The 19,971-nt window shown below is 68.0% G+C and carries 19 protein-coding genes and 1 tRNA gene; all 20 read right to left on the bottom strand.

Annotated features, from left to right (window positions below):
* Window positions 1–63: 63 nt before the first annotated feature.
* The 20 genes from nuoI to hscB all read right to left on the bottom strand — a co-directional run bounded on the left by nuoI (window position 64) and on the right by hscB (window position 19,852).
* A complete protein-coding gene (gene nuoI, locus ACTJKJ_RS07070; protein ID WP_088407447.1) occupies window positions 64–546 on the bottom strand; it encodes an NADH-quinone oxidoreductase subunit NuoI in 483 nt (160 codons plus the stop codon).
* A gap of 15 nt (window positions 547–561) precedes the next feature.
* Entirely contained in the window at window positions 562–1,656 is a 1,095-nt protein-coding gene (gene nuoH, locus ACTJKJ_RS07065) for an NADH-quinone oxidoreductase subunit NuoH (RefSeq protein ID WP_440819988.1), read from the bottom strand.
* A 13-nt stretch (window positions 1,657–1,669) separates the two neighbouring features.
* Window positions 1,670–4,012 carry an NADH-quinone oxidoreductase subunit NuoG gene (gene nuoG, locus ACTJKJ_RS07060; protein ID WP_440819987.1) on the bottom strand — a complete coding sequence of 781 codons (2,343 nt, stop codon included), beginning with the start codon at window positions 4,010–4,012 and terminating at the stop codon, window positions 1,670–1,672.
* 21 nt (window positions 4,013–4,033) lie between these two features.
* Window positions 4,034–5,431 carry an NADH-quinone oxidoreductase subunit NuoF gene (gene nuoF, locus ACTJKJ_RS07055; RefSeq protein ID WP_440819986.1) on the bottom strand — a complete coding sequence of 466 codons (1,398 nt, stop codon included), beginning with the start codon at window positions 5,429–5,431 and terminating at the stop codon, window positions 4,034–4,036.
* A gap of 12 nt (window positions 5,432–5,443) precedes the next feature.
* Entirely contained in the window at window positions 5,444–5,959 is a 516-nt protein-coding gene (locus ACTJKJ_RS07050; protein WP_147241146.1) for an NADH-quinone oxidoreductase subunit NuoE family protein, read from the bottom strand.
* An 11-nt stretch (window positions 5,960–5,970) separates the two neighbouring features.
* Complete coding sequence (locus ACTJKJ_RS07045) at window positions 5,971–7,227, bottom strand: NADH-quinone oxidoreductase subunit D (RefSeq protein ID WP_147241145.1); 1,257 nt, start codon at window positions 7,225–7,227, stop codon at window positions 5,971–5,973.
* A gap of 2 nt (window positions 7,228–7,229) precedes the next feature.
* Complete coding sequence (locus ACTJKJ_RS07040; RefSeq protein ID WP_091724280.1) at window positions 7,230–7,826, bottom strand: NADH-quinone oxidoreductase subunit C; 597 nt, start codon at window positions 7,824–7,826, stop codon at window positions 7,230–7,232.
* 20 nt (window positions 7,827–7,846) lie between these two features.
* Window positions 7,847–8,323: a NuoB/complex I 20 kDa subunit family protein gene (locus tag ACTJKJ_RS07035; protein ID WP_067067101.1), complete on the bottom strand. Its 477-nt coding sequence runs from the start codon at window positions 8,321–8,323 to the stop codon at window positions 7,847–7,849.
* Between the two features lie 173 nt (window positions 8,324–8,496).
* Window positions 8,497–8,856 (bottom strand): NADH-quinone oxidoreductase subunit A, encoded by a 360-nt coding sequence (locus ACTJKJ_RS07030; RefSeq protein WP_091724279.1) that lies wholly within the window; start codon window positions 8,854–8,856, stop codon window positions 8,497–8,499.
* Between the two features lie 290 nt (window positions 8,857–9,146).
* Window positions 9,147–9,231: transfer RNA gene (locus ACTJKJ_RS07025), tRNA-Leu, on the bottom strand.
* 134 nt (window positions 9,232–9,365) lie between these two features.
* Window positions 9,366–9,758, bottom strand: a complete 393-nt coding sequence (secG, locus tag ACTJKJ_RS07020; RefSeq protein WP_297388045.1) for a preprotein translocase subunit SecG — start codon at window positions 9,756–9,758, stop codon at window positions 9,366–9,368.
* 34 nt (window positions 9,759–9,792) lie between these two features.
* Window positions 9,793–10,533 carry a triose-phosphate isomerase gene (gene tpiA, locus ACTJKJ_RS07015; protein WP_147241144.1) on the bottom strand — a complete coding sequence of 247 codons (741 nt, stop codon included), beginning with the start codon at window positions 10,531–10,533 and terminating at the stop codon, window positions 9,793–9,795.
* A gap of 48 nt (window positions 10,534–10,581) precedes the next feature.
* Entirely contained in the window at window positions 10,582–11,568 is a 987-nt protein-coding gene (locus ACTJKJ_RS07010) for an NAD(P)H-quinone oxidoreductase (RefSeq protein WP_440819985.1), read from the bottom strand.
* A 43-nt stretch (window positions 11,569–11,611) separates the two neighbouring features.
* Entirely contained in the window at window positions 11,612–13,750 is a 2,139-nt protein-coding gene (gene pnp, locus ACTJKJ_RS07005) for a polyribonucleotide nucleotidyltransferase (RefSeq protein WP_440819984.1), read from the bottom strand.
* Between the two features lie 313 nt (window positions 13,751–14,063).
* Window positions 14,064–14,333, bottom strand: coding sequence for a 30S ribosomal protein S15 (gene rpsO, locus ACTJKJ_RS07000; RefSeq protein ID WP_091724274.1), 270 nt, complete (start codon window positions 14,331–14,333; stop codon window positions 14,064–14,066).
* Between the two features lie 243 nt (window positions 14,334–14,576).
* The gene (locus tag ACTJKJ_RS06995) at window positions 14,577–15,896 is read right to left on the bottom strand and encodes a branched-chain amino acid ABC transporter substrate-binding protein (RefSeq protein ID WP_440820166.1); all 1,320 of its coding nucleotides are present in this window, start codon (window positions 15,894–15,896) and stop codon (window positions 14,577–14,579) included.
* A 59-nt stretch (window positions 15,897–15,955) separates the two neighbouring features.
* Complete coding sequence (gene tsaD, locus ACTJKJ_RS06990) at window positions 15,956–17,014, bottom strand: tRNA (adenosine(37)-N6)-threonylcarbamoyltransferase complex transferase subunit TsaD (protein ID WP_440819983.1); 1,059 nt, start codon at window positions 17,012–17,014, stop codon at window positions 15,956–15,958.
* 15 nt (window positions 17,015–17,029) lie between these two features.
* The gene (gene fdx / locus ACTJKJ_RS06985) at window positions 17,030–17,368 is read right to left on the bottom strand and encodes an ISC system 2Fe-2S type ferredoxin (RefSeq protein WP_091724272.1); all 339 of its coding nucleotides are present in this window, start codon (window positions 17,366–17,368) and stop codon (window positions 17,030–17,032) included.
* Window positions 17,369–17,403: 35 nt separating this feature from the next.
* Entirely contained in the window at window positions 17,404–19,272 is a 1,869-nt protein-coding gene (hscA, locus tag ACTJKJ_RS06980) for a Fe-S protein assembly chaperone HscA (protein ID WP_440819982.1), read from the bottom strand.
* A gap of 58 nt (window positions 19,273–19,330) precedes the next feature.
* Window positions 19,331–19,852: a Fe-S protein assembly co-chaperone HscB gene (gene hscB, locus ACTJKJ_RS06975; protein ID WP_440819981.1), complete on the bottom strand. Its 522-nt coding sequence runs from the start codon at window positions 19,850–19,852 to the stop codon at window positions 19,331–19,333.
* Window positions 19,853–19,971: the final 119 nt, after the last annotated feature.

Raw genomic sequence — 19,971 nt, 5'->3', positions numbered from 1 at the left:
CAGGCCGCCGGCCGCGGCGCCCTCCCCTCGCTCGCGCGAGGGTCCGGGCAGCCGCTCGACCGGTCAGCGGTACTTGGCGTCGGCCTCCTTGCTGGCTGCGATCTGCGGCTCGTACCGGTCCCCCACCGCCAGGAGCATCTCCTTGGTGAAGTAGAGGTCGCCGCGCTTCTCGCCGTGGTATTCGAAGATGTCGGTCTCGACGATCGAGTCGACCGGGCAGCTCTCCTCGCAGAAGCCGCAGAAGATGCACTTGGTCAGGTCGATGTCGTAGCGCGTGGTGCGGCGCGAGCCGTCGGCACGGACGTCCGATTCGATCGTGATCGCCATGGCGGGGCACACGGCCTCGCACAGCTTGCAGGCGATGCAGCGCTCCTCGCCGTTCTCATACCGGCGCAGCGCGTGCAGGCCGCGGAAGCGAGGAGACAGCGGCGTCTTCTCTTCCGGGAACTGCACCGTGATGTTCTTCGAGAGGAAATGCCGGCCCGTCAGGGCCATGCCCTTCAGCAGCTCGGTGAGCATGAAGCTCTTGACTAGGTCCTTGATCACAGCAGATACCTCGGATTACTTCCAGATGTTGAACGGCGACTGGATCCACAGACCCACCACGACGAGCCACACCAGGGTGACCGGAATGAAGATCTTCCAGCCCAGACGCATGATCTGGTCATAGCGATAGCGCGGGAAGGTCGCGCGCACCCACAGGAAGCAGGTCACGACGAAGAAGGTCTTGGCGAACAGCCAGAACCAGTTCCAGAAGGCCATGGTCTGCTGGATGAAGGCCGGCGTGTCCATGCCCAGCAGCGACCAGGAGATCGGCGCCGACCAGCCGCCCAGGAACATCAGCACCGCCAGGGCCGACACCAGGATCATGTTGGCGTACTCGGCCAGGAAGAACATCGCGAAGGACATGCCCGAGTACTCGATCATGTGGCCGGCCACGATTTCCGATTCGCCTTCGACGACGTCGAACGGATGGCGGTTGGTCTCGGCCAGGCCGGAGATGAAGTACACGAGGAAGATCGGCAGCAGCGGCAGCCAGTTCCAGGACAGGATGTTCACGCCGTGCGACGCGAACCAGCCCTGCTCCTGGCTGGTGACGATGGCGCTGACGTTCATCGAACCGGTGACCATCAGCACCACGACCAGGCAGAAGCCCATCGCGATCTCATAGGACACCATCTGGGCCGAGGCGCGCAGCGCGCCCAGGAAGGCGTACTTCGAGTTCGACGCCCAGCCCGCGATGATCACGCCGTAGACCTCGAGCGAGGTGATGGCCATCAGGAACAGCAGGCCGGCGTTGACGTCGGCAATCGCCGCGCCGGGGCCGAAGGGCACGACGGCCCAGGCCGCCAGCGCCGGCATGATCGTCATGATCGGGCCGAGGAAGAACAGGCCCTTGTTGGCGGCGCTCGGGACGATGATCTCCTTAAAGATCAGCTTCACCGCGTCGGCGATCGGCGTCAGCAGGCCCATCGGACCGACCCGGTTCGGGCCCGGACGGATCTGCGACCAGCCGATGGCCTTGCGTTCCCACAGCGTCAGGTAGGCGACGCAGCCCAGCAGCGGCAGCAGCACGGCGATGATCTTGAGCAGGCTCCAGACCACCGGCCAGACCATGCCCAGCATCGAGGCGCCGGCGTTGTAGAAGTTTTCCATGGTCGTCTCGTCCTCAGGCCTTGGTCACGGCGATCGCGCCGGTGAACGCGCCCAGCGCGGCGGTCTCGGGGATGCCGGCGGGAATGCGCACCACGTTCGCGGGCAGCGACGCGTCCAGCTGCGCGGACAGCACGGCCTCGCCGCCGTCCTGCGACACGCGCACCTGCGCGCCCTTCTCATTCAGGCCGAGGCTGGTCCACAGCGCCTGCGGCAGCGAGGCAACGGCCGCGTCACGGCCGTCACGAGTCAGCTGCAGCGAGGTGGCGCGGCGCACCAGCGCGTCCGTCGCGTAGATCGGCACCGTCGTCAGGCGCTCCAGGCCCTGCACCGGGGCGGCCGCGGCGGACTGCGCCGACACGCCGTTGGACAGGCGGTTCGTCAGGTCCAGCTCGGAGCCCAGCGCCGCGGCGCGGACCTGCTCGGAGCTGTCGAACTCGAAGCCCTGCAGGCCCAGCAGGTTGCCCAGCACGCGCAGGATCTTCCAGCCCGGACGGGTCTCGCCGCGGGCCTTGGCCACGCCGACGAAGCTCTGCAGACGGCCTTCCGCGTTGACGAAGCTGCCCGAGGTCTCGGTGAACGGGGCCGTGGGCAGCAGCACGTCGGCGAACTCGACCACCGGTCCGGTCTTGAACGGGCTCAGCACGACGACCATTTCGGCCGCGTTGACGGCCTTGGCGGCGGCGGCCGCGTTCGAACCATCCAGCACCGGGTCGGTGTTCAGCAGCAGCAGCGCCTTGGCCGGCTGGTCGTTCAGCAGCTGGGCCGCCGAACGGCCGCCCTGCCCCGGCTGGGCCTTCACCAGCTGGGCGCCGACGGTGTTCGCCGCGGCCGACAGCACGCCGACGCTGGCGCCGGTCTGCTCGCCGATCCAGTTCGCCAGCGACAGCAGCGTCGCGGCCTGCGGATGCTGGATCGCGGCATTGCCCAGCAGCACGGCCTTGCGCTCGCCCGACAGCAGCGCGTCGGCGATCGCCTTGGCGGCGTCGGTGGCCTGACCTTGGCCCGCCTGGGCCGGGGCGCTCACGCCCTTGGCCGCAGCGATGGCGGCGGCGACGTTGGCCAGCTCGTTCGCCCAGGCCGACGGCGCGGCGACGAGCGTCGAAGCGACCGTCATCTTCCAGTCCTCGACCGAGCCGCCCAGCGCGACGATCTGCGCGCCGCGGCGGGCCGCCTGGCGCAGGCGCTGCGCGAACAGCGGGTGGTCCTTGCGCAGCGACGAGCCGACGACGAAGGCGCAATCCAGCGCCGACAGCGACGCGATCGAGGTGCCCAGCCAGAAGGCCTTGCCTTCACCCGCGCGCAGCGCGGGATCGACCACGTGCAGGCGCGTGTCGATGTTCTCGCTGCCCAGGCCGCGCACCAGCTGCGCCAGCAGGTGCAGCTCTTCCACGGTGCTGTGCTCCGAGCCCAGCGCCGCGATGGACGCGCCGCCCTTCTCGGTCTTGATCTGCTTCAGGCCGTTGGCGACGTACTCGAGCGCCGTGGTCCAGTCCACCGGCTTCCATTCGCCGCCCTGCTTGAGCATCGGCGTGGTCAGACGTTCGTCGCTGTTCAGCGCCTCATACGAGAAGCGGTCGCGGTCGGCGATCCAGCACTCGTTGACGGCCTCGTTCTCCAGCGGGACGACGCGCAGCACTTCGTTGTTCTTGACCTGGACGATCAGGTTGGCGCCGGTCGAATCGTGCGGGCTGACGCTCTTGCGGCGCGACAGCTCCCAGGTGCGGGCGCTGTAGCGGAAGGGCTTGCTGGTCAGCGCGCCGACCGGGCAGATGTCGATCATGTTGCCCGACAGCTCCGAGTCCACGGTGCGGCCGACGAAGGTCTGGATCTCGCTGTGCTCGCCGCGGTGCGCCATGCCCAGCTCCATCACGCCGGAGATCTCCTGGCCGAAGCGGACGCAGCGCGTGCAGTGGATGCAGCGGCTCATCTCCTCCATCGAGATCAGCGGGCCGACGTTCTTGTGGAACACCACGCGCTTCTCTTCGGTGTAGCGCGAGGAGCTCGCGCCGTAGCCGACGGCCAGGTCCTGCAGCTGACATTCGCCGCCCTGGTCGCAGATCGGGCAGTCCAGCGGGTGATTGATCAGCAGGAACTCCATCACGCCCTGCTGGGCCTTGATGGCTTTCTCGCTCTTGGTGCGCACGATCATGCCCTGCGTGACCGGGGTCGCGCAGGCGGGCAGCGGCTTGGGCGCCTTCTCCACGTCGACCAGGCACATGCGGCAGTTGGCCGCGATGCTCAGCTTCTTGTGGTAGCAGAAGTGCGGGATGTAGGTCCCGGCCTTCTCGGCGGCATGCATCACCATGCTGCCTTCGGGCACTTCGACCTTCTGGCCGTCGAGTTCGATTTCAACCATAGTTCTTCTCAGCGGCTCCGATCAGGCGTGCGCCGGCGACTTCGCCGTGGCGGACGGGGACGACGCGGCGGGCGCCTTGTTCTGCTGGGCCTGTTCGATCATCGCGATGAACTCGCCCTTGAAGTGCTTGAGCATCGCGCGCACCGGCATCGCGGCGGCATCGCCCAGCGCGCAGATGGTGCGGCCCTGGATGTTGTCGGCCACGGAGTTCAGCAGGTCGATGTCCTCGACGCGGCCCTTGCCGTGGGCGATGCGCTCGATCACGCGGTGCATCCAGCCCGTGCCCTCGCGGCAGGGGGTGCACTGGCCGCAGGACTCGTGCGCGTAGAAGTAGGACAGGCGCAGCAGGCTGGTGACCATGCAGCGGGTCTCGTCCATCACGATGACCGCGCCCGAGCCCAGCATCGAGCCGGCCTTGGCGATGGAGTCATAGTCCATCGTGCACTGCATCATGATGTCGGCCGGCAGCACCGGGGCCGACGAGCCGCCCGGGATCACCGCCTTGAGCTTGCGGCCGCCGCGCATGCCGCCGGCGAGCTCGAGCAGCTTCTCGAACGAGGTGCCCAGCGGGATCTCGTAGTTGCCCGGGCGCTCGACGTCGCCCGAGATCGAGAAGATCTTGGTGCCGCCGTTGTTGGGCTTGCCCACTTCGAGGTAGGCCTGGCCGCCGTTGCGGATGATCCAGGGCACCGCGGCGAAGGTCTCGGTGTTGTTGATCGTCGTGGGCTTGCCGTACAGGCCGAACGAGGCCGGGAACGGCGGCTTGAAGCGCGGCTGGCCCTTCTTGCCTTCCAGCGATTCCAGCAGCGCGGTTTCCTCGCCGCAGATGTAGGCGCCGAAGCCGTGGTGCGCGTGCAGCTGGAAGCTGAAGTTGCTGCCCAGGATGTTGTCGCCCAGCAGGCCGGCCGCGCGGGCCTCTTCCAGGGCCGCCTCGAAGCGCTCGTAGACCTCGAAGATCTCGCCGTGGATGTAGTTGTAGCCGACCTTGATGCCCATGGCATACGCCGCGATCGCCATCCCTTCGATGACGATGTGCGGGTTGTACATGAGGATGTCGCGGTCCTTGCAGGTGCCCGGCTCGCCTTCGTCGCTGTTGCAGACGAGGTACTTCGCGCCCGGGAATTGGCGCGGCATGAAGCTCCACTTCAGGCCGGTCGGGAAGCCGGCGCCGCCGCGGCCGCGCAGGCCCGAGGCCTTCACTTCGGCGATGACCTGGTCGGCGGTCATGCCCTGCCCTTCGCCCTGGGCCAGGATCTTGCGCAGCGCCTGGTAGCCGCCGCGCGCTTCATAGTCCTTCAGCGACCAGTTCTTGCCATCGAGGCCCGCATAGATCTGCGGGGTGATGTTGCGGTCGTGGAAGCAGGTTTCCTTGCCGGTGGCCTGCCACTTCGAGAGGTCGATGTTCGCGATGTTGGTCATCGTCCAGGTCCCTCAGTTCTTGTTGGCCGCGTGGTGGGCTCTGAGCGCGTCCACCAGCTCGTCCAGCCGTTCGGCGCTCATGAAGCTCAGCATCTGGCGGTCGTTGACCAGCATCACCGGCGAGTCGGCGCAGGCGCCCAGGCACTCGCTCTGCTGCACGGTGAAGACGCCGTCGGCAGTCGTGCCGCCGGCCTCGACGCCCAGCTTCGTGCACAGGTGGTCCAGCGCCTTCTGGCCGTCGCGCAGCTGGCACGGAAGATTCGTGCAGACGTTGAGCTTGAACGCCCCCAGCTTGCGCTGGTTGTACATGTTGTAGAAGGTCGTGACCTCGTAGACGGCGATCGCCGGCATGCCGAGGTAGTCGGCGATCGCGTCCTCGGCCTCGCGGGACACGTAGCCCTGCTCCTGCTGGACGATCGACAGGCAGGCCATCACGGCCGATTGCGCTTGTTCCGCCGGGTACTTGGCGACTTCGCGCGCGAAGCGCGACTTGGTCGCGTCGCTCAAGACAAATTCAGTGCTGCTCATCGCTTCACCACTCAACGGTCAATTTCACCGAACACGATGTCCATCGTGCCGATCACGGCCACGGCGTCGGCAATCATGTGGCCCCGGGCCATCTCGTCCAGCGCGGCCAGGTGCGAATAGCCCGGCGCGCGGATCTTCAGCCGGTACGGCTTGTTGGCGCCGTCGCTGACGATGTAGATGCCGAACTCGCCCTTCGGATGCTCGACCGAGGCGTAGGCCTCGCCCTCGGGGACGCGGAAGCCTTCGGTGAACAGCTTGAAGTGGTGGATCAGCTCTTCCATGCTGGTCTTCATCGCCACGCGGCTGGGCGGCGCCACCTTGTGGTTGTCGGTGATGACCGGACCCGGATTGGCCTTGAGCCACTTCACGCACTGCTGCACGATGCGGTTGGACTGGCGCATCTCCTCGACCCGCACGCAGTAGCGGTCGTAGGTGTCGCCGTTGGTGCCGACCGGGATGTCGAAGTCCATGCGGCCGTACACGTCGTAGGGCTGGGTCTTGCGGGTGTCCCAGGCGATGCCCGAGCCACGCAGCATCGGGCCGGTCAGGCCCAGGTTCAGCGCGCGCTCCGGCGACACGACGCCGATGCCCACCGTGCGCTGCTTCCAGATGCGGTTGTCGGTCAGCAGCGTCTCGTAGTCGTCGACGTTGGCCGGGAAGCGATTGCAGAAGTCCTCGATGAAATCGAGCAGCGAGCCCTGACGGTTCTCGTTGAGCTTGTCGATCGCCTTCTGGTTCTTGATCTTGCTGACCTTGTACTGCGGCATCGAATCCGGCAGGTCGCGGTACACGCCACCCGGACGGAAGTAGGCCGCGTGCATGCGCGCGCCCGACACTGCCTCGTACATGTCGAAGATGTCCTCACGCTCGCGGAAGCAGTAGATGAGGATGTTCATCGCGCCGCAGTCGATGCCGTGCGCGCCCAGCCAGAGCAGGTGGTTCAGGATGCGGGTGAGCTCCGCGAACATCACGCGGATGTACTGCGCGCGCTCCGGGACCTCCAGGCCCAGCATCTTCTCGATGGCCAGGCAGTAGGCATGCTCGTTGGCCATCATCGACACGTAGTCGAGGCGGTCCATGTAGGGCAGCGACTGGATGAAGGTCTTGGACTCGGCCAGCTTCTCGGTGGCGCGGTGCAGCAGGCCGATGTGCGGGTCGGCGCGCTGGATCACCTCACCGTCCAGCTCGAGCACCAGGCGCAGCACCCCGTGCGCGGCCGGGTGCTGGGGACCGAAGTTCAGGGTGTAGTTCTTGATTTCGGCTGGCATGCTCACAGGCCCCCGTAGTTGTCTTCGCGAATCACGCGCGGGGTGATCTCGCGCGGCTCGATCGTGACCGGCTGGTAGATCACGCGCTTCTGCTCGGGGTCGTAGCGCATCTCGACATGGCCCGTCACCGGGAAGTCCTTGCGCATCGGATGGCCGATGAAACCGTAGTCCGTGAGGATGCGGCGCAGGTCCTCGTGGCCCTCGAAGATGATCCCGTACAGGTCGAAGGCCTCGCGCTCGAACCAGTTGGCGGCGTTCCAGATCGGCGTCACCGCGGCCACCGACGGGAAGTCGTCGTCAGGCGCGAAGACCTTGACGCGCAGGCGCCAGTTCTTGTTGATCGACAGCAGGTGCGAGACCACCGCGAAGCGCGCGCCGTCGTAGGCGCCGTCCTTGTAGGCCGAGTAGTCCACGCCGCACAGGTCGATCAGTTGCTCGAAGCGCAGCTCCGAGTGATCGCGCAGCAGCTTGGCGACGTTGAAGTAGTCCTTGGCCGCGACGGTGATCGTGATTTCGCCCAGCTCGCGCTTGAGCGCGACGATCTGCTCGCCGAGCACGGATTGCAGCGCCGCCTGCAGGGTGTCGAGTTTCATGGTCATGGGAATCAGCCTGCTTCTGCTCAGCGAGCGATGGTGTTCTCGCGACGGATCTTGGCCTGCAGCTGCAGGATGCCGTAGAGCAGCGCCTCGGCGGTCGGCGGACAGCCCGGGACATAGACGTCGACCGGGACGATGCGGTCACAGCCCCGCACCACCGAATAGCTGTAGTGGTAGTAGCCGCCGCCGTTGGCGCAGCTGCCCATCGACAGCACCCAGCGCGGCTCGGCCATCTGGTCGTAGACCTTGCGCAGGGCGGGCGCCATCTTGTTGCACAGCGTGCCGGCCACGATCATCAGGTCGGACTGGCGCGGGCTCGGACGGAACAGCATGCCGAAGCGGTCGATGTCGTAGCGCGCGGCGCCCGCGTGCATCATCTCCACCGCGCAGCAGGCGAGACCGAAGGTCATCGGCCACAACGAGCCGGTCTTGGACCAGTTCACCAGCTTGTCCAGCTGGGTGGTCATGAAGCCTTCCTTCAATACGCCTTCGTTACCCATATCGAATTTCCAATCTTTCGAGATCAGCGGAGAAGGACCTTCGAGCGCGCGACCGTCGCCTTGACGCCGCGTTGACGCGTTGCCCTTCCCTAACGGACACGCGCCCGAAACGGGCGCTGTGTCCTGATGCGTTCACGGGCCCGGCGCGTCGCCGCGGGCCCGCGGTCGGGTCGTCACTCCCAGTCGAGCGCGCCCTTCTTCCATTCGTAGGCGAAGCCCACGACCAGGATGCCCAGGAAGATCATCATCGCCCAGAAGCCTTCCGGGCCGATCTCGCGCAGCGAGACCGCCCAGGGGAACAGGAAGGCGATTTCCAGGTCGAAGAGGATGAAGAGGATGGCGACGAGGTAGTAGCGCACGTCGAATTTCATGCGCGCGTCCTCGAAGGCCTCGAAGCCGCATTCGTAGGGGCTGTTCTTTGCCGCGTCAGGGCGACGCGGGCCCGCCAGGAAGCCCAGCACTTGCGGGGCGATACCCACTCCGCAACCGACCAGGATGAAAAGGATGACGGGCAGGTATTGTTCCAGGCTCACGGCTTGCTCTCGTTTTGATGCCGGGATCGAGATACTGCCGCAGTGGGCGGCAATTCCAATTCCCAACGTGTCACCGAAGATTGGCGGGCCAGGGCCGACCAACGATTCGGCAAAAGCAACGGGCGCGCCGCCAGCGATTATCCAATCGCTCACGGACCGCGCCCGCCTAGGACTCCGGAAATTCGCACACGCCTGTCGCGTGGAGATTCCCCCGAATCCTTCAACCTGCTTGATCTGCTTCGATCCGGCTTTCCGGCTAGATCACGAAGACCATGGCAGGCCGATTTATCTGGTGCCGACGGCGAGACTCGAACTCGCACAGCTTTCGCCACTACCCCCTCAAGATAGCGTGTCTACCAATTTCACCACGTCGGCTGGTTGTCACCCTTCAGTGACTTTGTCTTGACGGCTCGCGTTTCAGACAGCCTCGAATTCTATAGCGCTTTCTGAGCGACAAAAAGAATCCGAAGCAATTTTGTCGAGGAGCTTGCGCTTGCCGCCCATCTCTGTCAGTTCGAGGCGCCCGAGGCCGCCGCCGAAGGCGCGGCCTGAGGAGCGATCGACGCACCGGGCAGCGCCACGGCCGATGCCGGGGAGGCCGGCGTGGCGGCACGTTCCAGCAGCTGCTCGCCCGCCGTCGGGCCGGCACCGATGCCGCCCTCGCGGTGGCTGCCCATGTAGGCCAGGGCCAGCGTCGCCACGAAGAAGATCGTCGCCGCGACCGCGGTCGAGCGCGACAGGAAGTTGGCGCTGCCGGTCGCGCCGAACAGCGAGCCCGAGGCCCCGCTGCCGAACGAGGCCCCCATGTCGGCACCCTTGCCGTGCTGGACCAGCACCAGGCCGATCATCGCCAGTGCCGCGATCAGCTGCACCACCAGCACCAGGTTCATCATCACTTGCATTGCTTCTTTCTCCAGGAACCTTGAACGCCGGGCTTCAGCCGGCGGCGCGGCAGATCGCCGCGAAATCGGCCGCCTTCAGCGCGGCGCCTCCGATGAGGCCACCATCGATGTCGGGCTGCGCAAACAGTTGGACGGCGTTGTCGGGCTTGACGCTGCCGCCGTACAGGATCTGCATCTGATCGGCCTTCTGCGTGGCCGCGCGCAACTGCTGGCGCAGCAGCGCATGGACCTGCTGGGCCTGCTCCGGCGTGGCCGTCAGGCCGGTGCCGATCGCCCACACCGGCTCGTAGGCCACGACGATCTCGCCGATGCAGTGCGTCAGCGTGTGGATCACCGCCGCCAGCTGGCGCTTGACGACCTCTTCCGTCTTGCCGCCCTCGCGCTCGGCCAGCGTCTCGCCGACGCACACGATGGGCGTGACGCCATGCGCCAGCGCTGCCTTGGCCTTGTCGGCGACCAGCTGGTCGCTCTCCGCGTGGTAGGCGCGGCGCTCCGAGTGCCCCACGATCGCGAAACGGCAGCCGATGTCCGCCAGCATCGCCGACGACACCTCGCCGGTGTAGGCGCCCTGCTCATGCGTGGACACGTCCTGCGCGCCATAGGCCATCTGCGTGCCGGTCAGCGCCAGCGCCGTCTCCGTGATGTACGGGAAAGGCACGCACACGGCCACCTGGGCGTTCCACGGACCCGCTTCCTTGAGGCCCGCCAGCAGCACGGCGTTCGACGCACGGGTGCCATGCATCTTCCAGTTGCCGACCACCAGTTTCTTGCGCATCAGATCAACTCCCTTGAAACCGAAAAATCCCGCGAGCGCGCTGGATGCTCACCAGCTCAGCACGATCTTGCCGACGTGCTCGCCCGATTCCATCAGCGCGTGCGCCGCGGCCGCCTCGGACGCCGGCAGCTGCCTGAAGATCACCGGCGCGATGGCACGGGACTCGAGCAGCGGCCAGACCCGCTCGCGCAGCGCGCGGGCGATGCCGGCCTTGAATGCGATCGGGCGCGGACGCAGCGTCGAGCCGGTGATCGTCAGACGGCGACGCAGGACCTGGCCCGCGTCGAACTCCGCCTTCACGCCACCCTGCACCGCGATGATCACGGCACGGCCGTCATCCGCCAGGCACTGCACGTTGCGCGCGACATAGCTGCCGGCCACCATGTCCAGGATCACGTCGACGCCACGACCGCCCGTCGCCGCCTTCACCGCCTCGACGAAGTCCTGCTCGCGATAGTTGATCGCGACGTCGGCGCCCAGCGCCAGACAGGCCTCGGCCTTGTCCGCAGTGCCGACGGTGACCAGCACCGTCGAGCCCAGCGCCTTCGCGATCTGGATCGCGGTGACGCCGATGCCCGAACTGCCGCCATGCACCAGCAGGCTTTCGCCGGGCTGCAGGCGGGCGCGCTCGAAGACATTGCTCCAGACGGTGAAGAAGGTCTCCGGCAGGCTGGCGGCCTCGGCCATGCTCCAGCCCTTGGGGACCGGCAGGCACTGGACCACCGGCGCCACGCACCGCTCGGCATAGCCGCCGCCCGCGACCAGCGCACAGACCGCGTCGCCGACCTTCAGGCCAACTTCGGCCAGCGCCTGCGCATCCCCCGCTTCGACAACACCCGCGACCTCCAGGCCCGGCAGATCGCTGGCACCCGCCGGCGGCGGATACGCGCCCTTGCGCTGCAACACATCCGGACGGTTGATGCCATAGGCCTGCACGCGGATCAGGCACTCGCCGGCCCCGGCGACGGGGTCGGCGCGTTCGATCAGCTGCAGGACCTCCGGTCCGCCGGGCTGCGTGATGGCAATGGCCTTCATGGCAGGTCGGGTCGCGGTGTATCGAAGCCGGAAGCCGGGCCGATTACTCGGCCGAGCCTTCGCCGTGAGCCGGAGCGACCGGCGCCGCGTCGCGGTCCAGCAGCGCCTTCATCGACAGCTTGATGCGGCCCTTCTCGTCGGTCTCCAGGACCTTGACCTTGACGATCTGGCCTTCGCTCAGGAAGTCGGTGACCTTCTCCACGCGCTGGTGGGCGATCTGGCTGATGTGCAGCAGACCGTCCTTGCCCGGCAGGATGTTGATCAGCGCGCCGAAGTCCAGGATCTTGGTGACCGGGCCTTCGTAGACCTTGCCGATCTCCGCTTCGGCGGTGATCTGCTCGATGCGCTTCTTGGCCAGCTCGGCCTTGTCGCCGTCGGTCGAGGCGATGGTGATGGTGCCGTCCTCGGCGATGTCGATCTGCGTGCCGGTCTCTTCGGTCAGCGCGCGGATGGTGGCGCCGCCCTTGCCGATCACGTCACGGATCTTCTCCGGATTGATCTTCATCGTGTACAGACGGGGCGCGAACTGCGAGATCTCGGCGTTGGCCGAGCCCATCGCGTCGACCATCTTCTCCAGGATGTGCAGACGCGCTTCCTTGGCCTGCGCCAGGGCGACCTGCATGATCTCCTTGGTGATGCCCTGGATCTTGATGTCCATCTGCAGCGCGGTGATGCCCGAGGTCGTGCCGGCCACCTTGAAGTCCATGTCGCCCAGGTGGTCCTCATCGCCCAGGATGTCGGTCAGCACGGCGAAGCGGTTGCCGTCCTTGATCAGCCCCATGGCGATGCCGGCGACGTGCGCCTTCAGCGGCACGCCGGCGTCCAGCAGCGACAGGCAGCCGCCGCAGACCGACGCCATCGACGACGAACCGTTGGACTCGGTGATCTCCGAGACCACGCGGATCGAGTACGGGAAGTCTTCCTTGCTCGGCAGCACCGCGACCAGCGCGCGCTTGGCCAGGCGGCCGTGGCCGATCTCGCGGCGCTTGGGGCTGCCCACGCGGCCCGTTTCGCCGGTGGCGAACGGGGGCATGTTGTAGTGCAGCATGAAGCGCTCGGAGTACTCGCCGGCCAGCGCGTCGATGACTTGCGCATCGCGGTCGGTGCCCAGCGTCGCGGCGACCAGCGCCTGCGTCTCGCCGCGGGTGAACAGCGCCGAGCCGTGAGCGCGCGGCAGCACGCTGTTGCGGATCTCGATGGCGCGGACGGTGCGGGTGTCGCGGCCGTCGATGCGCGGCTCGCCAGCCAGGATCTGGCCACGCACGATGCGGGCTTCGATCTCGAACAGCAGGCCGTCGACTTCCACGCCGTCGAAGGCGACGCCTTCCGCGGTCAGGGCGTCCTTGACCTTGGCGTAGGCGCTGCGGCAGGCCTCGGTGCGGGCCTGCTTGGAGCGGATCTGGTAGGCGGCGCGCAGCTCTTCCTCGGCCAGCGCGGTGACCTTGGCGATGAAGCCCTCGTCCTTGGCCGGGGCGACCCAGTTCCAGGACGGCTTGCCGGCTTCGCGGACCAGCTCGTTGATCGCGGCGATGGCGATCTTGCCCTGGTCGTGGCCGTAGGTGACGGCGCCCAGCATGATGTCTTCGCTCAGTTGGTCGGCTTCCGATTCGACCATCAGCACGGCGGCTTCGGTGCCGGCGACCACCAGGTCCAGCTTCGAGTCGATCAGCTGGGTCTTGCCCGGGTTCAGCACGTACTCGCCGTTGACATAGCCCACGCGCGCGGCGCCGATCGGGCCGTTGAACGGGATGCCGGAGATCGCCAGCGCGGCGCTCGTGGCGATCATCGCGGCGATGTCGGCCTGGACTTCCGGGTTCAGCGAGACGGTGTGGATGACGACCTGGACTTCGTTGAAGAAGCCTTCAGGGAACAGCGGACGGATCGGGCGGTCGATCAGGCGCGAGGTCAGGGTCTCGAGCTCGCTCGGACGGCCTTCACGCTTGAAGAAGCTGCCGGGGATCTTGCCGGCGGCGTAGGTCTTCTCGATGTAGTCGACGGTCAGCGGGAAGAAGTCCTGGCCGGCCTTGGGGGCCGACTTGGCGACGACGGTCGCCAGGACCACGGTGTCCTCGATGTTCACCAGCACGGCGCCGGTGGATTGACGGGCGATCTCGCCCGTCTCCATCACGACCTGGTGCTGGCCCCATTGGAAGGTCTTGGTGACCTTGTTGAACATGCTCATTCGAGTTCTCCTCAGTTCATGGATGCGCCGCTCGCGGTGCGGCGCGGAACCGGGAGTGAAGCTGGGTTTGGCGGGATGCCATTCCAGAGCGCCTGCTTGCCCGGCCCCTGCCGGCAAGCGCATTGGAATGACACAGCAGCGCCACGTCAGCCCGACTCCATCGTCTTCTCAGGCGGCCTGCCCTGCGGGCGGGCGGCCTGACCGGCGACTGGACCGGCGGCGGGCCGTCCGGAACGCTCCGGCAGCGGCTCGCAGAAACGACAAAGAGCCTGTTGGAATCGGACCAATCAGGCTCTTTGCATGCACGCGCGACTTACTTGCGCAGACCCAGCTTCTGGATCAGGGCGGTGTAGCGGTCAGCGTCCTTGTTCTTCAGGTAGGCCAGCAGGCTCTTGCGCTGGTTGACCATCTTCAGCAGGCCGCGGCGGCCGTGGTGGTCCTTGGCGTGCAGCTTGAAGTGGGGGGTCAGCTCGTTGATGCGAGCGGTCAGCAGGGCGACCTGGACTTCGGGGGAGCCCGTGTCGTTGGCGCTGCGGGCGTTGGCCTTGACGATGTCGGCCTTGTTCAGATCGGCGATGGACATGATGCGTTCCTTGTTCCGGAATGGTTCGGAAGGTCCGCCGGGCATGGCCGATGAAGGCTGCGAGTGCGCTGACGGTTTCCGAGGATTGACTTGCGGTCACAGGTGAAACCGACCCGTGCCGTGCTGGCTGTTTCCCTGGACGGGCCAGGCAAAACAGCGCGCAGTATATACGAATCGGGCATCGAATCGGCGCTCGCCCAGAGCCGACGGCCCTGGCGCCCCGCCCGGCCGCGGCGGCGGCGATCAGTCCGGGCGGCGCATCCGGCAGGTCGAAGGCTGCGCCGCCTGCGCCGCATCCAGGTAGCGCAGGGTGCGGAAGCCGTAGCCCGATCCCTCGTTGTCGTGCGGCACGCCGGCCTCCCCGGCGCGGCGCATCACGCTGACGTACAGCGGCTGCTGGAGCTGGTGGTCGACGGCCCGCATCACGCCCTCGTGGGCGATGCCCAGCGGCCGGCCATCGAGCTTCAGCCCCTCAAGCGCCGTCGCCACCGCCTGGGGCGAGGTCGTGCCGGCCCGCTCCATCGCGGCGACCAGCATCTCCACCATCAGCTGCATGCGGGCATGCAGGTAGTCGTGCTCCGGCTTCGGGAAGCGCTGGCGGAACGCGGCATAGAAGCGCTCCGCATCGGCCGTGCCGACGTTGGGATGCCACTCGGCCACGGCCAGCACCCGGTCGACGCCCGCCTCGCCGAGCACGCCCGGCACGCCCAGCGCGTTGCCGTAGAAGGTGTGGAAACGCGCCGTCAGGCCGATGTCCTTGGCCGCCTTGATCAGCAGCGTCAGGTCGTTGCCCCAGTTGCCGGTCAGCACCGCCTGGGCGCCGCTGGCGCGGATCTTGGTCGCGTAGGGCAGGAAGTCCTTCACCCGGCCCAGCGGATGCAACTCGTCGCCGACGATGCGCAGGTCGGGCCGGCGCCTGGCGAGCATCGCCTTCGCCTGCTCGCGCAGGTGCTGGCCGAAGCTGTAGTCCTGGTTGATCAGGTAGATCGTCTTCAGCGCCGGGTCCTGGGCGATCACCTCGACCAGCGCGGCCAGCCGCATGTCGGTGTGGGCGTCGAAGCGGAAATGCCAGAAGCTGCACTGCGCGCCGGTCAACGCCGGATCGACGGCGGCGTAGTTCAGGAACAGCGCGCGGCGCGTCAGCTCGCGCGCGTTGTGCTTCTCCAGCGCCGCGATCAGCGCGCCGGCGACCGCCGAGCTGTTGCCTTGCAGCACGACCGGGATGCCCTGGTCGGTCGCGGCGCGCAGCATGGACAGCGACTCCTCCACCGAGCCCTTGCTGTCAAAGCGCACCAGCTCCAGTCGCCGAGCGCCGCCAGGCAGCCGCACGCCGCCGCGCGCGTTGACACGCTCGGTGGCCCAGACCAGGTTGCGGAACACCGCTTCGCCGCCGTTGCCCAGCGGCCCGGACAGGCCCTCGATCAGCGCGAGCCGGATGGGCGCCGTCGGCTCGCCCTCCGGGAGCGATGACGCGGAAGACCCAGAAGACGCCGAAGACCCGGAAAACGAAGAAGCGGAAACGGCATTCGACCCGGTCGCCACGCCGGTCGCCGCCGCGGGCATTGCGATGCCGAACGCCAGCGCGACGCCCAGCAGCAGCGCCGCCCGCCTCGCCAGGCGCCTCACAGCGCGGCCGGGCCGTTCAGTTGCGACAGGTCCCAGCGCGGGCGGACCTCGAAGCCGCCGCCGCGAGTCAGCGCCGCCATGTCGCGCTGCAGGCGCAGCGCGGCGGCGAGCGCGATCATCGCGCCGTTGTCGGTGCACAGGTGCAGCTCGGGATAGTGCACGCGCACGCGGCGCTTGTCGCAGGCCGCGTTCAGCTGCTCGCGCAGCCGCTTGTTGGCGCCGACGCCGCCGGCCACGACCAGCCGCTTCAGCCCGGTGTCCTTGAGCGCGAGCAGCGCCTTCTTCACCAGCACCTCGACGATCGCGGCCTGCGTCGACGCGGCCAGGTCGGCACGCTGAGCCTCGGTGATGCCGCCGGGCTGCGCCTCGAGCTTGCGCACCTGCGTCAGCACCGCCGTCTTGAGGCCCGCAAAGCTGAAATCGGGCTTGCCGCTGTGCAGCAGCGGCCGCGGCAGCGCGAAGGCCTCGGGATCACCCTGCTCCGCCAGCTTCGACAGATGCGGGCCACCGGGATACGGCAGGCCGAGCAGCTTGGCCGACTTGTCGAAGGCCTCGCCCGCGGCGTCGTCGATGGTCTCGCCGAGCAACTCGTAGCTGCCGACGTCGTCGACCCGCATCAGCTGCGTGTGGCCGCCCGAGACGAGCAGCGCGACGAAGGGAAACTCCGGCGGATCCTCGGACAGGAACGGCGACAGCAGGTGGCCCTCGAGGTGATGGACGCCCATCACCGGCCGATCGAGCGCGGCGCCCAGCGAGGCCGCCACGCCCGCACCCACCAGCAGCGCGCCGGCCAGGCCGGGCCCCTGGGTGTAGGCGACGACATCGATGTCCGCCAGCGACAGGCCGGCGCTGGCCAGCACCTCGCGGGTCAGCGGCAGCACGCGGCGGATGTGGTCGCGCGAGGCCAGCTCCGGCACCACGCCGCCATAGGCCTGGTGCATCGAGATCTGGCTGTGCAGCGCATGCGCCAGCAGCGCGGGCACGCCGTCGCCCGAGGCGTCCACCAGCGCCACGCCGGTTTCGTCGCAGGAGGATTCGATGCCGAGGACACGCATGGACTCAGCCGCCGCTCAATGGTTCTCTTTGGCGTGGTTGATCGAGTACTTGGGGATCTCGACCGTCACGTCGGTATTGGACAGGATGGCCTGGCAGGACAGGCGCGAGTTGGGCTCCAGGCCCCAGGCGCGGTCCAGCATGTCCTCCTCGTTCTCCTCCATCTCGGACAGCGAGGCGAAGCCTTCGCGCACGATCACGTGGCAGGTGGTGCAGGCACAGACCTGGTCGCAGGCGTGCTCGATCTCGACGTGGTTGTCGAGCAGCGCCTCGCAGATCGTCGTCCCGGACGGCGCCTCGATGGTCTTGCCCTCGGGCGCGTATTCGGGATGGGGAAGGATCTTGATGACGGGCATGGGATGTCCTTGAAGCTGGCGGTGTCGGCTCGCGCTCAGACCTGATCGATGCTGCGGCCGGTCAGGGCCTGCTGGATGCCGCGGTTCATGCGCGCGGCGGCGAAGGCCTCGGTGCCCTTGGCCAGCGCCTGGACGGCGGCATCGATGGCATCGGCATTCGCGGCCGCGTCGTCGACCTGCGCCTTGGCGAGCAGGTCCGACTGCAGCGCGGCGATCTCGGCGCGCTCGGCCTCGCTGAGCAGGTCGCCGTCGGCGCGCAGCGCGGACTGGGTGGCGAGGATCATGCGCTCGGCCTCGACGCGCGCCTCGCGCAGCTTGCGGGCGGCCATGTCGGATTCGGCGCTAGCGAAGCCCTCGCGCAGCATCGTGGCGACCTGCTCGTCGGCCAGGCCATAGCTCGGCTTGACCTGCACCGCCGCCTCGACGCCCGAGCCCAGCTCGCGCGCGGACACGCTCAGCAGGCCGTCGGCATCGACCTGGAAGCTCACGCGGATGCGGGCGGCGCCCGCGGCCATCGGCGGGATGCCGCGCAGCTCGAAGCGCGCCAGCGAGCGGCACTCGCTCACCAGTTCGCGCTCGCCCTGCAGCACATGGACGGCCAGCGCGGTCTGGCCATCCTTGAAGGTGGTGAAGTCCTGCGCCTTGGCCACGGGGATGGTGGCGTTGCGCTCGATGATGCGCTCGACCAGCCCGCCCATCGTCTCCAGGCCCAGCGACAGCGGGATCACGTCCAGCAGCAGGATCTCGCCGTCGGCGCTGTTGCCCGCGAGCTGGTTGGCCTGGACCGCCGCGCCGAGCGCGACGACCTCGTCGGGATTCAGATTGGTCAGCACCTCGCGGCCGAAGAGCTCGCCCACGACGCGGCGCACGATGGGCATGCGCGTCGAGCCGCCGACCATCACCGTGCCCTGCACCTCGTCGGCGCCGACCTTGGCGTCGCGCAGCACGCGGCGCACCGCCAGCAGCGTCTTGTTGACCAGCGGCAGGGCCAGTTCGTCGAACTGCAAGCGCGACACCTCGACGCTCAGCGCGCCGGCATCGAGCGCGGCGCTCAGCGTGACGCGTTCGGCATCGGTCAGCGCCTCCTTGGCCAGGCGCGCGGCGACCAGCACGCGGCGCTTGTCGGCGGCGCTGGTGACGCTCAGGCCAGCCTGCGCCAGCGCCCAGTCCGCCAGCAGGCGGTCGAAGTCGTCGCCACCGAGCTGCGCGTCGCCGCCGGTCGCCACCACCTCGAACACGCCTTTCGTCAGACGCAGCAGCGAGATGTCGAAGGTGCCGCCGCCCAGGTCGTAGACGGCGTAAAGCCCCTCGCTGCCGTTGTCCAGCCCGTAGGCGATCGCGGCGGCGGTGGGTTCGTTGATCAGGCGCAGCACGTTCAGGCCCGCGAGCTGCGCCGCGTCCTTCGTGGCCTGGCGCTGCGCGTCGTCGAAGTACGCGGGCACGGTGATGACGGCGCCGAACAGGTCGTCGTTGAAGGTGTCCTCGGCGCGCTGGCGCAGCGTGGCGAGGATCTCGGCGCTGATCTCGACCGGCGACTTCAGGCCCTCGCGCGTGGCCAGGCTCAGCATGCCCGGCGTGTCCTCGAAGCGATACGGCAGCTTGTCGCGGTTGGCGATGTCCTCGACGCGGCGGCCCATGAAGCGCTTGACCGAGACGATGGTGTTCTCCGGATCCTCGGCCTGCGCGGCCAGCGCGTCGTAGCCGAACTGGCGGCGGCCCTCGGGCATCACGCGCACCGCCGACGGCAGGATCACGCGGCCCTGGTCGTCGGGCAGGCACTCGGCGACGCCGTGGCGCATCGCCGCCACCAGCGAGTGCGTCGTGCCCAGATCGATGCCCACGGCGATGCGCCGCTGATGGGGATCGGGCGACGCGCCGGGTTCGGAGATTTGCAGCAGGGCCATGGTGTCGTGTCTTGTTCTTCGGAAGTCGAGGCGGCGGGCGGCGATGCGCGCGCGGGCCTCAGGAGTGCTCGAGCGCCTCCAGGCGCTGGTCGATGTCGGCGCGGAAGCGCGTCAGGAACATCAGCGCGCGCACCGATTCGGCGGCGGCCGCGGCGTCGCCCTCGTCATCGAGCTGGCGGCCGGCCTGGGCCAGCAGCGCGCGTTCGCGGCCGGCGACCTGCTGGTCGATGGCCAGGATCGCGTCGGGCGTCTTGGCCTCGTCCAGCGACTCGCGCCATTCCATCTGTTCCATCAGGAAGGCGGCCGGCATGCGGGTGTTCTCGTTGGCCTGGATCGGCGCGCCACGCAGCTCGCAGAGATAGGACGCGCGCTTGAGCGGATCGCGCAGGCGCTGGTGGGCCTCGTTGACGCGCAGCGACCACTGCATTGCCAGGCGCTGCGAGGCGGCGCCGTCGGCGGCGAAGCGGTCCGGATGCACCTTCGCCACCAGCGCCTTCCAGCGCTGCGCGATCTCGGCGCCGTCCTGCGCGAAGCGCTGCGGCAGGCCGAACAGGGTGAAGTCGTCGTCGTCGAGTCTCACGATGTCAATAAAAAAGCGCGGTCGAGATGCCGCGCCGATGAAGCGGTGACCGTCAGCGCGCGCAAGACATCGCCGGGCCGCCCCAAGAGGTCTTGCGGCCCCCTCGGGGGGCGGGTCCG

The organism is Roseateles sp. 22389, assembly GCF_052044995.1.
Taxonomy (GTDB): Bacteria; Pseudomonadota; Gammaproteobacteria; order Burkholderiales; family Burkholderiaceae_C; genus Roseateles.
This window is presented reverse-complemented; position numbering and strand designations above follow the sequence as displayed.